General features: G+C 39.6%; 9 protein-coding genes. 2 read left to right on the top strand and 7 right to left on the bottom strand.

Annotated features, from left to right (window positions below; genetic code table 11):
• Nucleotides 1–1,341 (bottom strand): gamma-glutamyltransferase (locus QZT73_RS10165; RefSeq protein WP_291787961.1); only part of this gene is annotated, 1,341 nt, incomplete at its 3' end.
• 3 nt (nt 1,342–1,344) lie between these two features.
• On the bottom strand, nt 1,345–2,415 hold the full coding sequence (locus tag QZT73_RS10160) for a carboxypeptidase-like regulatory domain-containing protein (RefSeq protein WP_291787959.1): 1,071 nt from the start codon (nt 2,413–2,415) through the stop codon (nt 1,345–1,347).
• 104 nt (nt 2,416–2,519) lie between these two features.
• Here QZT73_RS10160 and QZT73_RS10155 point away from each other — a divergent pair, with 104 nt between their 5' ends.
• The gene (locus QZT73_RS10155; RefSeq protein WP_291782128.1) at nt 2,520–2,864 is read left to right on the top strand and encodes a DoxX family protein; all 345 of its coding nucleotides are present in this window, start codon (nt 2,520–2,522) and stop codon (nt 2,862–2,864) included.
• A gap of 2 nt (nt 2,865–2,866) precedes the next feature.
• Complete coding sequence (locus tag QZT73_RS10150) at nt 2,867–4,207, top strand: DEAD/DEAH box helicase (RefSeq protein ID WP_291787957.1); 1,341 nt, start codon at nt 2,867–2,869, stop codon at nt 4,205–4,207.
• Nucleotides 4,208–4,261: 54 nt separating this feature from the next.
• Here the strand turns inward: QZT73_RS10150 and QZT73_RS10145 are convergent, their stop codons facing one another.
• The 5 genes from QZT73_RS10145 to QZT73_RS10125 all read right to left on the bottom strand — a co-directional run.
• Nucleotides 4,262–5,242, bottom strand: coding sequence for a type IX secretion system membrane protein PorP/SprF (locus QZT73_RS10145; RefSeq protein WP_291787955.1), 981 nt, complete (start codon nt 5,240–5,242; stop codon nt 4,262–4,264).
• 11 nt (nt 5,243–5,253) lie between these two features.
• Entirely contained in the window at nt 5,254–9,867 is a 4,614-nt protein-coding gene (locus QZT73_RS10140; protein WP_291787953.1) for a gliding motility-associated C-terminal domain-containing protein, read from the bottom strand.
• Between the two features lie 557 nt (nt 9,868–10,424).
• Nucleotides 10,425–12,971 (bottom strand): glycogen/starch/alpha-glucan phosphorylase, encoded by a 2,547-nt coding sequence (locus tag QZT73_RS10135; protein WP_291787951.1) that lies wholly within the window; start codon nt 12,969–12,971, stop codon nt 10,425–10,427.
• A 126-nt stretch (nt 12,972–13,097) separates the two neighbouring features.
• Nucleotides 13,098–13,850 carry a DUF2490 domain-containing protein gene (locus QZT73_RS10130; RefSeq protein WP_291787949.1) on the bottom strand — a complete coding sequence of 251 codons (753 nt, stop codon included), beginning with the start codon at nt 13,848–13,850 and terminating at the stop codon, nt 13,098–13,100.
• Nucleotides 13,851–14,019: 169 nt separating this feature from the next.
• A partial coding sequence (locus tag QZT73_RS10125; RefSeq protein WP_291787946.1) for a DUF2490 domain-containing protein occupies nt 14,020–14,578 on the bottom strand: 559 nt, incomplete at its 5' end.

Genomic DNA, 14,578 nt, shown 5'->3' with positions numbered 1-14,578 from the left:
TGGAATCCAACCTCCAGAAGGAGTAATTGAAACCACCCAGCCTTCCTTATCTGCGGCCTGTATAGAAGTTGTTCCTGAAAGAAAACTTTGAAGAAAGGGATCATCAGTTCCAAGAATCGGGAGGTTTGGTTGGTAATAAGCCAATGCATCCTTTCTTTTCTCCAAAAGGTGCAGGAATGGGTTCTGCTCGTTTTGAAAAGGATAAGGATCCCCAGGTATAATATTGGGATCGTTCTTATCCAAGATTAACTTGGCCCTTTCTTTGGCATATTCCTTGGATAAAAGTCCTTTCATTGGGCTTTTAGGACTAAAATCCGGATCACCATAATAAAAATCCCTGTCTGCAAAGGCCAAACTCATGGCCTGATAAAGGGTATTGATGTAATTGGCAGAATTATACCCCATTGACTTAAGGTCAAAATTCTCCAGTATATTCAGACTCTGCAATAATACTGGGCCTTGAGTCCATTCCTGAAGTTTATAAACTTCAATTCCTTTATAGTTTGTACTGAGTGGTTCTTCTATTTTTACTTTCCATTTGGCCAGATCCTCCATGGTAAATAATCCACCTTGCTCTCGTGTTCCCCTTACTATTTCTTCAGCAATATCACCTTTATAAAACCGGTCATAAGCAGCATAAATAGCTTCTTTTCTTGATTTTCCTTCCGCCAGGGCTTCTTTTTCGGCATCAACCAGTTTTTTTAAAGTCTGGTACAAATCTTCCTGAACGAATATCTCACCTGGATAGGGGGCTTCTCTTTCTTGTCCCAAATGAGGGAGAAATATTTTTTTCGAGTAAGGCCATTCCTTGATCAATTCCTTTCTATTTTCAATCATATTGGCAGTCTGCGCTTCAATTGGATAGCCTTTTGCCATTTCCATAGCGGGCGAAAGCACCTGTTCAAGGCTCATGGTTCCATATTCTGCCAACATGGTCATCAAGCCCCCCGGAGTTCCTGGAGTAGTGGCAGCAAGTGGCCCAAATTCAGGAGGATATTGCATGTCTTTCTCTTTGAAAAAATCGACCGTTGCTCCTGTTGGCGCTATCCCCATGGCATTAATGGCTATTACTTCCTGGGTTTTGGGATGATAGATCAAGGCCTGGGTCTCACCACCCCAACTCAAAACATCCCACATGGTGCAAACAGCCGCTAACATAGCACAAGAAGCATCTACTGCATTTCCTCCCTGAGAAAAAATCATAGCCCCAGCTGTGGCGCCTAAGGGTTTTCCCGTTATGGCCATCCAATGCTTACCGTGAAGCGGTGGTTTTTGTGTGGTCTGCGGATAAGCCACTTGAAGGAAAAAGCATGCGATAATCAAAGAAAGTAATTTTTTCATATATCAATTGTCTACCAATTTTGGAACGAGCGCTTCAAAACCCTCATAATTGCTGTTATAGTGCGTGAAAATGGTAAAATAGCCGGATGGCTGTTTGATATTTACAGCATTTTCTTTTACGAAACTCTCAATTTCTTCCGCATTTTCTCCAAAAATTTTATAAAACTTCTTCTTTTGTTTAGGAATGGCAATTACCTCCCCTTCCAATAAGTAGTAATAAGTATTTCTTTTGACTATCTGATCATTTCGCTCCCCTACCATTAAGGCTGTATTGTAATTGGAGGCTTTGATAAGCGCCAAGGTTCTTCTGACCAAGGGGATTTTTCCATCTACCAAAACTTCAAAAAATCCTGAAATGGGTACCCCTTCGTCCTTAAAATCCATGCCATTGACAAAATACCTTGGGACATTGAATTCACTGTCCACCCATACAATGTTTTGTACCCTTAGTCCGGGTAAAACAGTCACTTGTTCCGAGTCTTCTCCTCGGAGTTCAAAATTATTGGATGCAATATTGTACCGTACAAAATAACCTTCCATGATTTCATTCTCTCTGTAAAGCAGGATGGATGCCTTATTCCATTTAGGATCCAAATAATAGTTCCCGATTAATCTTTTGGGTTCTGGGGGAATTCCGAATACCTGGTTGCCTCCAATAAAATTGGGTCTTTTGGAAAAGAGTTCAGCAATATTTGTAGCCCGGATAGTCCTTTGGAGCGCCATATCTTCCGGGTTTTCATAGCCCATTGGAAAAAGTTTAACCGTGCCCAGATCCAAATCATCTTTGACATTGAACTGGACCTGATAAGATTGGTATCCAGAAAGATTGATATTAAGTACAAACCTGTCATTGTACACATTGTTAATGCTGAAGCTCCCATCTTCTCCGGTTACGGCAGAAAAAGCTGTTTCCCTCAAAGTAACAATTGCACCCGCTATTAATTGACCAGAGAGTCCATCCTTTAAAACACCTGTAATATTGAATTGCGCCTGTTCTTGGCTATGGGCACTATGTGTAAATGAAAAACTAAGCGCCAAAAAGAAGTAAATTATTTTTAAACGGGAATAGGTCATATAATAAATACCAGGATTTTATTCTTATGTTTGGAAACAATAAAGTGAACTTACTGATTTCCTTTGTTGTAATATAATTGATTTTATATCCCTTCAAAAACAAGATGCAGCTATTTTTTCTATATTTAATGAGCCTGCTTTATGTATTTGCGGGAATTATGCATTTTATCAAACCCCGCATGTATATCAGAGTTATTCCCCCTTTTTTTCCCAAACCGAAAACATTAAACTTGCTTGCTGGTACTTTTGAAGTTATTTTTGGAATAGGGTTATTGTTTCAAGAGACAAGGTCAATTGCGGCTATAGGAATTATCCTGCTTTTGATCGCTGTATTTCCAGCAAACATTTACATGTATCAAAAAGGAGTCAAAGGATTACCAAAGTGGTTGTTGCTTTTTAGATTGCCTTTACAATTTGTTCTCATAGCATGGGCTATGCTTTATATTTAATTATGGAAACATTGAATTTTAAACACTTTAATTTTACACAAGAGCTGGATGAAGGTCTAGATGCCATGGGTTTTGAAAAACCCACACCGGTTCAGGAAGCCGCTATTCCTATCATCATGGAAGGAAAGGATATCATTGCCTGTGCACAGACAGGTACAGGAAAAACGGCTGCTTTCGTTTTGCCTATATTGAATAAGATTGCCAAATTAGAATCATCCGGACTCAATACACTTATTTTGGCACCTACAAGAGAACTTGCTCTACAGATAGATCAACAAATTCAGGGTTTTGCCTATTTTTTGGGAATCAGCTCTATTCCAATTTATGGTGGTGGAGATGGAATAGTATGGGAGCAACAAAAAAAGGCATTGGAAACAGGTACAGAAATTATTGTTGCCACACCGGGAAGACTAATTGCACTGCTTTCCAGCGGCAAAATAAATTTTGATAAAATCCAACACCTGATTTTGGACGAAGCCGACAGAATGTTGGACATGGGTTTTTCTGATGACATAATTAAAATTGTCAATTACCTTCCAAAAAAGCGACAAACCATCCTGTTTTCTGCAACAATGCCTCCTAAAATCAGGCAATTTTCAAAAATGCTCTTACAAAATCCGGAAGAAATCAGTTTGGCAATTGGCAAAACGGCAGAAGGAGTCACCCAATCTGCTTATTTGGTCTTTGATCATCAAAAAGAAGCACTTGTCAGGCATATCCTTTCTCAAAAGGCCTATGAAGCGGTGATCATATTTGCCTCCACCAAAGAAAAAGTTAAAAGTCTTTTTAAGGTTCTCAGAAATTCCTTTGAGGTGGAATCTTTTCATTCGGACCTGGATCAGACAGAAAGGGAAAATATTATGTCCCGTTTCAAAAACAGAACCTTGAAAATTCTCATAGGCACAGATATCATTTCCAGGGGAATTGATGTGGTAGGCATTGAATTGGTGATCAATTTTGATACACCCAACGATCCTGAGGATTATGTCCACAGAGTTGGAAGGACAGCCAGGGCAGACAGCAAAGGAGAAGCCATTACCTTCATCAATGATAAAGACAGAAATAAATTCAGGAGAATCGAGGACTTGATTGGTCTTGAAATTTCAAAAATACCTTTACCTGAAGGTTTTGAGGAGGGCCCTTCTTATAGCAAAAACACTTCTTCCAAAACAAGCCCTCATCAAAAAAGAAATAACCCTGGAAATAGGAAAAAAAGGCAACCTATTAAAAGTAATAGTCCGCATCTTAGAAAAACTACAGAGGAAAAGACTGAAAAAATCAGTTCTGAAAAGAAAACTGAAAAAAACTCCAAATTTGGAAATAGGGTCAATGTCAAACCTTAAGCTTCCTGAGACTTTTGAAAAATCCGAGTAAGGTGGTTTGAGCATATAATTGGATCAGAACCACCTTGGGTTTTTGACCTTAGCACCTTTCCTGGTGATATAATATCCCAATGAAAACTCATGTGAATTATTTCTGTAATTTTCCAAAGCATTTAAATTTTTATCATACGCATAGCCAAACCTGAGCTCATCTGTAAGAAATACCTCCACTATAAAAGCCACTGCAGTTCTGTTGTTAAGCATAAAGTTTCCCTCTGCACTATCGTTGCCAAGACGCATATTGGAACGGTAACTGGCTCCAAGCCACAACCGATCGACAAAAAGAAACATGCCATTAATATCGTAGCTGGTTGGAGCATCTTGTACTTCCTTGATCAAAAAGCTAGGCTTGAACTCAACGTAATCACTTAGTGTCAACATTAAGCCAGCCGTAACAAAGTAGTGGATATCATGGAAAGAAAGTGCAATATCTTCCCGCTCCAAAGTCTTTCTTCCTACCAGATTAAACGCACTTATGCCCGCATAAAAACGAGTAGAGTGAAAAAATAATCCTGTATTTAAATTGGGCGTAAACATCACCTGAGAGTCAAAGGGCAAGTCAGGATCTAAGGGGTCTTTGGCAATCAGCATGCTGGCATCTACTAAATACTGACTGACTCCTCCTCCTACTCCAAGGCTTAGAAAACTATTATCACCAGTCTGTATGCGGTGGGCATAAGATATGAGTCCCGAGGTTGTTTTAGTCGGACCTATCTGATCATGTAAAAGGGAGACACCAAACCCCATCAAACCGTTATTCGCACTTAGATCTGCTGTTAATGACAGGGTCTGAGGCGAACCGGGCAAGTTTATCCATTGATTTCGAAAAGTACTCTGAATATAGCCCTGTCCTTTGTATCCTGCATATGCCGGATTGATTGTCAGACCATTGAAAATGTACTGGCTAAACTGAGGAAGCTGCTGAGACCAAGATTTAAGAGGAATCATTGCCAGCCATAAAAAGATCAATATTGAACTAAAAAAAAACTTTTTCATAAGTTGATTCATCATTTTTTGATAACCTGTATCCAACCTTTGAACTCTTGGTTTATTCCTTGCCTATCCTCACCCCTAAAGATGTAAAAGTAAGTGCCTGCCACCTGACCAGTTGCATCCCAGTCATTGACATAATTCTCAGCTTCAAAGACATGATCTCCATACCTGTTGAAAATGATAATATCATTTTTTACAAACTTATTTATCCCAACAATTTCAAAGGTGTCATTTAAGCCATTCCCATTTGGTGTAATAACATTTGGAATGAAGAAAGGGTTGATAGAATTCGTGTCGGTTGCACTATCGGACAACTGCCCCGAGACTACTGTTGCATTATTGGTTATAGATTGGGGACTTGTTTCTGTCACACTTGCAGCCACAACAGTCAATCTGATAGCAATGAAAGCATCTGTAGGAAGCAAGGGGACTGTCCACCTTAATCTATTGTCCTCTTGATCAAAATTGACCTGGAGACCTTCTACTGAACTGTTCACCTCCTGGCTTTGGAAGCTAATTCCTTCCGGGAGAAGATCTTCTATCAAAACATCAGATAGGTTTTCAGTACCAGTATTGGTCACATTGATAAAATAATCAAATGCATCATTTCCCCAGATTTCTATATCATTAGATGTCTTCTCAATGGCGATATCCATTTCTCCATGTACAGTTACCGTTACAAAAGCAAAATCACAGTTATTTAAATCTGTTAATGAACAAATACTGTAAATCAGCATGTATTCCCCCGCCGGGGTATTTGCCGCCAATGTAATTGAGCCATCCTCATTCAATGTCAATTCCTCATTACCACTTTGCAGGATCAGGAACACATCTGTAGGATTTACAGGGGAACCATTAATGAAATCATTTTCAAATACGTTTCCAAAGGTCAATTCCTCTGTCCCATCAAATGGTCCATAATTATCGTCATTGGCCACAATGACGGCTCCATTGACAATAACCGTAACGATAGCTGAATCACAATTCTCCGGATTGGAAGAAGAACAAATGGAATATATAATTGTATAAGTACCATCTGCTGTGTTAGCTGCTACATCCACACTTCCATCTGGATTCAAAACAATATTGGGAACAGAATTATTAGATTCATTTAAAAATGGTACCGGTTCCGTTACCTCGATCCCTTCAACAATAAGCACTACCTGGTCAATGTTTACAGTGCCACCGTTGATCCTGTCGTTATCCAGCACATTAATCACATTGTTTGCCCCATTTGCTCCTTGGACACCGCTTATATTGTCGTTATTAGCAACGATGGTTTCCAAATCTGTATCAACAATTAAAGTAACTAAGGCAGAATCACAGTTTTCAGGGTCAGAGCCCATCTCACAAATGCTGTATGCTATGGTATAAGTTCCACTGGCAAGGTCTCCCACAGCAATATTTCCTGTTACTGGATCGATAGTGATCAATGGATCTGATATATTTAAAGATGTAATATTTACCTGATCTGGAGTCAGCGGGGCACCATTGAAAGTATCGGCTCCGTTACCGTTATCTTCAAATATATTTCCAGCGTTCGAATTATTGGCGGAACTGATTACTGTGCCATCATTTGCAACTATGAGGTTTTGGACCTGCACGGTCACAGTGGCTGTGGAACAATTGGTATTGGATGGGTTCGTTCCAGCCTCACAAATGCTGTATGTTATGGTGTATGTGCCACTGGGCACCTCACCCACTACAATATTACCTGTATCATTATCGATAGTGACCGAAGGAACGGAAGTATTGACAATCGAAATATTTACCTGATCAATACCTACAGCTTCACCTTTGAACAAGTCCCTGCCACTGCCATTGTCTTCTAGTATATTTCCCGCGTTAGGATTCCCGGCAGCGCTATTTACGATGTCCTCATTGGCTACAATAGGATTTTGAACTTGCACAGTAACAGTAGCAGTAGAACAATTGGCATCGGCCGGATCCGTACCTGCTTCGCAAATGCTATATACAATGGTGTAAGAACCGCTGGGCACTTCACCCACTACAATGTTGCCTGTTTCAGTATCTACTGTGACCATAGGATCTGATGCACTGATTACGGCAATGTCCACTTCCCCTATGCTTACAGCTTCACCAAACAACATGTCCGGCCCATTGCCATTGTCTTCCAGCACATTGCCTGCATTAGGGTTAGCCCCTTCACTGATGATGATGTCGTCATTGGCAACTATCAGGTTTTGGACTTGAACGGTCACGGTGGCAGTGGAGCAATTGGCTCCTAAGGGATCTGTTCCTGCCTCACAAATACTGTATTCAATGATGTATGTGCCACTGGCTACCTCACCAACAATAACATTGCCTGTTTCAGTGTCTAAAGTAACAGAAGGGTCAGATGTATTGATAACAGCTATGTTGACTTTATCTATACTTACAGCTTCCCCATTCAATAAATCTGTTCCATTGCCATTGTCTTCAAGCACATTGCCTGCATTAGGGTTGTCAGCAGTACTAATGAGCATATCGTCATTGGCAACTATTGGGTTCAATACCTGCACGTTCACTATGGCTGTTGAACAATTAGAACCCGGAGGGTCTGTACCGGCCTCACATATGCTGTATTCAATGATATACGTACCGCTGGATACCTCACCCACTAAAATATTCCCTGTTTCCGTATCGATGGTGACCAAAGGATCTGATGTGTCAATTACAGTAATATTTACCTGATCTGAGGTAATCGGTATACCGTTAAAAGTATCAGCCCCGTTCCCATTATCTTCAAATATATTGCCTGAATTTGGATTATTGGCCGTAGTGTTTACAACATCGTCATTGGCAACAAGCAGATTTTGTACTTGGACAGTCACGGTAGCGGTGGAACAATTGATCCCTTCTGGGACCGTTCCGGATTCACATATGCTGTATTCAATTTGATAGATACCTACTGGAACATCCCCAACTGTTATAATACCTGAATCCACATCTATGGTAACCAAAGGATTGGAAGGCACTACAGATGTAATATTTACCAAATCAATATCAATGGCATCACCGTTCAACAAGTCTGCACCATTGCCATTGTCCCCCAATACATTACCTGCATTGGTATTATTAGGGGCACTGACAACCAGATCGTCATTCGCTACTATCAGGTTCTCAACTTGAACTGTAACGGTTGCTGTAGAGCAGTTACTATCTTCCGGATCGGTCCCGAGCTCACAAATGGTATAACTTATCGTATAAGTTCCGCTAGGTACTCCTCCAACAAAGACCTCTCCTGTATCAGGATCAATTGAAACCAAAGGATTAGAGGGATCTACAGAAGTAATATTCACATCATCAATGGTGATGGGAAGATTGTTGATTCGGTCATTTTCCAATACATTACCCGCTGCAGATGTATTCGCCGTAGCATTAATCAGTAAATCGTTGGCTACAATGGCATTGACTGGTGCTGCAGTAATGCTGGATATGTTATTGTCTGGATTGGGATCGCCTGTAATGGGCGTAATTTCAGCTGTATTTGTATAATTTCCTGAAGTATTGACTGTGGCTCCGATCTGTAAGGTAGCAATCTCTCCATAGGAAAGGTTACCTATTGCCCAAATTCCAGTTCCAATATTGTAACTACCTTTGGAAACATTTAAACTGGCAAAGGTGAACCCTGAAGGCAAAAGGTCTCTGACCTGGACATTGGTAGCATTTAAAGGCCCATTATTGATGGCCGAAACTGTGAAGGTGATGGACTCACCGAAATCCGGTACTGAATTGTTCACTGTTTTGGTAACACTTAAATCCACAGAAGATGTTCTTAATAAGAAAACTTTGCCATCTGCATGATTTACATTTGCACCTACATACCTAATTTCGGTAATGTAAGCACCCAAAGGTGCTACCTGATCTAATCTAAATAATGCTATCCCGATATTTCCATTATTGGAGTTCACCCTACCCGAACGCCAATAATCCGCTCCTACAGCAGGCTGTCCAAATACAGGCCCCACAATTGAAGGCCCTGGTCTGGCAAAAAAACTGCCCAAAACAGTTTCAGGTCCACCTAATGATTGGGAACCTACAATTTCAATATAAACACAACTGTTGGCATTTCTTGTAGATATACCAACAATGCCATCCTGATTGACTACCTGTAAATTATCGTAAAAGAGCGATTGAATTTGTGCATCAGTCGTGGAAGCAGCATCAAAATCTGAACAAATATTTCTTCCGTTTCCGTCAGAATCAAATTTAAAATTTAGATTTGGACTGCTAAAAGCTGCCAATGCACTTGCATTCCATGTAGGACTGCTACTATTTGTTTCAAGGAAAACCCCATTTTCAACAATTCTGTTTTGATTATGTCCACTGGGACCGAGACGGGTTAATTCATACCTGCTTGGAAATGAAAACCTGTCATAAACCTTGTCATCAACAGTTACTGAAACCAGATTGGCAGGAGATGAAGGAGTTGGTTGTGGAGCATCCCATTGAAAAGTAACTCCGCTGGTAATACTGGGCGGTTGGGTTTGAGCATTTAAAAAATTAATAGAAAAAATACCTGATGCCAAAAGAATACAGGTTACTCTAAGTATTGAAAATTGAACTGGGAAAAAATTATGAATTAAAGATGAGAAAAAAGCTGAAGCATTTCTGGAAAAAATCATGTCCAAACTTTTTAAAAACTGTGTGAACGCAAAACCCGACCTTATCAAAAGAATTATGCTTTTGAGAGACTGATTTGAAAAAAACGCTTTCATCATGAAAAAGATCAATAAACCCATCATTGTAATAAGTGGAAACTATTCGTGCATTTCTGATCGAAAAATCTAAAGTAAAAATAATAATATTTCTTTTATTAAAGAAAATTTGAAAATAAAATAATTTTAATCTAAAAATTCAAAATTTAACCAAAGTATCTTCTGTAGTGTTTTTTGTAATTAATAATAACTTTTTTAGATTTCGCATTAAAATTCTGTTTTTTAGAAAGAATAAAAAAAATCAATCAACTAGTCATTTAAAATATGAATTTTCGGAAATTAATGGCAATAGGGGTAATTTATAGAAAATATTAAACATTTAGTCATTTATAAACCTAATTACTTCTTTCATCAAAAAATACATATATAAGCCTTATTATGAGGGCAATTCCAGCTTGGGGAAAGCAAGTAAAAAGCCGGAATTTCCATGGAAATTCCGGCTTTATCAATAATTTAAACGAGGTTTAATTTCCGTTCAATTTAACGGGTACAGATTTTACTTTCCATATTTCATCACAATATTCCCTGATACTTCTATCACTGGAAAATTTGCCCATTCTGGCAGTATTTAATATTGACATTCTTGCCCAAGAGCTCTTGTCTTTGAAAGCTTCCGAAACTTTATCCTGACAAGCAATATAAGATTCATAGTCAGCCAGAACCAAGAATGGGTCGTGCTGTAACAAATTATTGACCAGGTCCTTGAAGGTACTTTTATCCAAATGTGAAAAGTAACCGTTGGTAATCTGATCAATAGCCAATTTCAATTCCTTATTTTTCTTGTAATAAGCGTAAGGATTATAACCTTCATTTTTCTTTTGCACCACTTCTTCTTCCGTCAACCCAAATAAGAAAAAGTTTTCCTCGCCTACGACTTCTCTTATTTCTACATTTGCTCCGTCCAACGTACCTATGGTAAGGGCACCGTTCATAGACAACTTCATGTTACCAGTCCCAGAAGCTTCTTTCCCCGCCGTAGATATTTGTTCAGAAAGATCAGCTGCAGGATAAATCCGCTGGGCATTGGTCACACTGTAATTGGGATAGAAAACTACTTTCAAACGGTGGTTGACATCCGGGTCATTGTTGATCAAATCACCTACTGAAGTGATCAATTTGATGATCAATTTAGCCATTTTATAACCTGGAGCCGCTTTGCCTGCAAAAATAAAGGTACGGGGTACCATTTCCATGTTGGGGTTCTGTTTCAACCTATTGTACAAAGTGATCAGATGAAGCACATTCAAGTGCTGCCGCTTGTATTCATGGATTCTTTTTACCTGAATATCAAACATTGACTCTGGGTCAACTTTTACCCCTGTTCTAAGCATAATGCGTTTAGCGAGCTCTTGTTTCATTTCCAATTTGACTTGCATCCAAGCCTTTTGGAAATCAGGATCTTCTGCAAACTTTTCCAGTTTTTTTAATTCTTCCAAGTGCTTGATCCAGTTTTCTCCAATCTTTTCGGAAATCAGATCGGTAAGTTTTGGATTACTTAATACCATCCATCTCCTTGGTGTCACACCATTTGTTTTATTGCTGAATTTTTCCGGGTTATAGGCATACCAGTCTTTCAGAACTGTCTTTTTGAGCAATTCAGAGTGTAAGGCCGCCACGCCGTTAATCGCAAAACTACCAACACAGGCCAAATTTGCCATTTTAATGAATTTTCTTGGGCCTTCTCCGATCAGGGAAAGGCTGTTGATCTTTTGATGATCTCCATAAACCTTTATGGTAACCTCATCCAAAAACCTTTTGTTGATTTCATAAATCAATTCCAAATGCCTCGGAAGAACAGACCCAAACAATTCCAAATCCCAGGTTTCCAAGGCCTCTGGCAATAAAGTATGATTAGTATAAGCAAAAGTTCTAGTTGTTACCCTCCAGGCATCCACCCATTCCAAATCATGCTCATCCAATAATAAACGCATCATTTCTGCTATAGCAACAGCAGGATGGGTATCGTTTAATTGAACGGCGAAGGTTACATTAAAGTCCTCTATTTTTTCACCTTGTCTCAGGTGAATGCCAATCATATCCTGGAGGGAACAGGATACGAAGAAATATTGCTGTTGTAATCTTAGAATTTTTCCGCTGATGGTTTCATCATTTGGGTAAAGCACTTTGCTTATATTTTCGCAGATTATCTTTTGATTTACCGCATGGTTATAATCCCCTGAGTTAAACGACTGAAAGTCGAATGATTTTGGGGCTTCAGATTTCCAAAGACGCAGGGTATTGCAGGTATTTACCTTGTATCCAAGTATTGGTGTATCGTAAGCAACCCCTTTTACGGTAAGTTCAGGCATCCAATTACTTCTGTATCTACCATCCCTATCCATATAATGCTGCACATGACCGCCTAGTTTTACTTCATAGTTGAGTTCCCTTCTTTCTATTTCCCAGGGATTACCTCTCCTAAGCCAGTTGTCAGTATCTTCTACCTGCCAACCATCTCTGATGTCCTGTTCAAAAATACCAAATTGGTACCTTATACCATATCCTATGGCCGGAATTTCCAATGTGGCCAAAGAATCCATATAACAAGCAGCTAAACGGCCTAAACCTCCGTTTCCGAGACCAGGTTCTACTTCCTTGTCAATCAACCACTGAAGATCTATCCCCAAATCTCTGGTAGCCTGCTCGGTTTCTTTGTAAATATCGAGGTTAATAAGGTTATTGGCCAAATGCGGGCCAAGTAAATACTCGGCAGAGAGATAAGAAACCACCCGGTTTTTTCCATCCAAGTATTGCTTTACTGAGGAAGTCCATCTTTGAAGCAACCTATCCCTTACGGCAAAGGATAAAGCCATATAATAATCGTTGCGGGTAGCTATTTCCGGATATTTTCCCTGCGCATAAAAAATTTGGTTGAGGATAGCCTTCTTTAAGGCTTCAGCACTAAGGCCTGTACGGGCATCTTCTACCAAAACCTGTGCTTTGAAAGAATCTTGGACCCTCCCCTTATTAGATGCCTTATCCTCAGCAACTTGTGCGGATTGTTTTTTCATTTTAATTCGGTATAAATGGTTTGAGGCTGGAAGTTAGTCAAAACCAGCCCTTATAAAAAATATTTAGATGAAGTTGGAAAAAAGCGAAGTCAAAACTACAATGAATTTTTTCTTATTTCATAGAGATTAAATTTTGTCAGAAGGAAACTCTCTAAGCAAATGCCTTTTGAAATCCTTGAACCTATAATTCAGGTTGATCCATAAAACAAAACCTTGAAGCACCCTGACCTGGCCTGAAGGACCACTTTGAAAACGCAGGTGGTAACCTGGTGAAATGGTTGTGGTACCTCTTTGAATACCGGAAAGCAAAAAGACCCGATGCTCAAAGGGCACTTCCGAAAATGATGGCCCTCTGGTCAATAAAGTTTCATTGACCATGCTTACTGAAAAAGCAGATTGAAATTTTTCAGAGCGCCCTATATTGTACCTGATGGCTGAATTGAAACGAAACCGGTGATTAAAGTCATAGCCATCCAATAGAGATTCATTATCAAATTGATTCCGGAATCTGGCATCATACCGGAATCTAAAACTTACACCATACTGAGTAGCCCCTGGAACTCTGAATATCACCTGAGCCCAAGGTCTTCTTTCAGGACAGATAAGCCTCCCTTCAGAAAATGGTGTTGTCAAACCCAAATGGGCATAACCGGCTGTAAAGTTGAAGTTATTACTGGGGGTATGGTAAGTAAGTCCAGAGCGCACAATCAGGAAAATTTCAGGAACATAATGCGTATCCATCCAAAGGGACCATCGTTCTGCTATTTGGCCTGAAGTCATTAAACCCCACCAGGACTCTGTCCTGAACTGGGCTTGACCATTGGTGTAAAATGGCAAAATTAAAAGTATGCAAATGAATCCTAAAAAACGCTTCATCATCCAACTTTAGCTAACTAAGGTTACTTCTAGTAAAGAAACAGGTTAATTGGAAATTGACAAAAATATACTGCAAAAAATAAATGGAAGAAGCCTCCTAACTATTAGCAAGCAATTATTCAATTGTCTGATTATTCGGAATGTTATAAGTATCCATTATTAAAACAGTCAATTAATCTACATGGTCACTGGGATATTCTATAAATGTCGGAAGTTGTTTGCCTTTTATTAAGTTCAAATTTATGGTCACCCAGATCACCGGACCATGGTTGATTCTTGCAATAGTCGGACTGGTGTTAATATACCTGATCACATATCCCAGGGAATAAACAAAATTTCCTTTACCCAACTGCCCCAAAAAATGTGTCCTGTGCTCATGCCTGACCCCATTGGGACCTGGTCCTGTTCCGAACAATGCTTCGTTGAGCATAGTCGTAGTAAATCGGGTGTCTGCACTGATCAAATTACCCCAGGCATACCTCAGGGCATTGTTAAATCGCCACCTGTGATTAAAAGAAAAACCATCCGCCAGATTTCCCGCTTCCAGATTCTGAATAAACCGGGCATCATACCTGAACCTGAAGCTGGTGCTCAGTTTTTTAGTAGAAGGAACCCTGTATGTGGTCTGCATCCAGGGTCGGTGTTCCGCTCTAATCAAGCTTCCTTCCGAAATCGGAGTTCCTAATTTCAAAAAGCCATAACCCACAGTAGTTACTAAATTGTCTCTTTTT

The organism is Cecembia sp., from assembly GCF_007126775.1.
In the GTDB taxonomy this organism is placed as follows: Bacteria; Bacteroidota; Bacteroidia; order Cytophagales; family Cyclobacteriaceae; genus Cecembia.
Note: the sequence above shows the minus strand (reverse complement) of the source record. Positions and strands in the feature narration are given on the sequence as shown.

Coding starts and splice junctions, on each gene's coding strand:
- QZT73_RS10150 (WP_291787957.1), top strand. CDS start 2,867: ATGGAAACATTGAATTTTAAACACTTTAATTTTACACAAGAGCTGGAT.
- QZT73_RS10155 (WP_291782128.1), top strand. CDS start 2,520: ATGCAGCTATTTTTTCTATATTTAATGAGCCTGCTTTATGTATTTGCG.
- QZT73_RS10145 (WP_291787955.1), bottom strand. CDS start 5,242: ATGAAAAAGTTTTTTTTTAGTTCAATATTGATCTTTTTATGGCTGGCA.
- QZT73_RS10130 (WP_291787949.1), bottom strand. CDS start 13,850: ATGATGAAGCGTTTTTTAGGATTCATTTGCATACTTTTAATTTTGCCA.
- QZT73_RS10135 (WP_291787951.1), bottom strand. CDS start 12,971: ATGAAAAAACAATCCGCACAAGTTGCTGAGGATAAGGCATCTAATAAG.
- QZT73_RS10140 (WP_291787953.1), bottom strand. CDS start 9,867: ATGATTTTTTCCAGAAATGCTTCAGCTTTTTTCTCATCTTTAATTCAT.
- QZT73_RS10160 (WP_291787959.1), bottom strand. CDS start 2,415: ATGACCTATTCCCGTTTAAAAATAATTTACTTCTTTTTGGCGCTTAGT.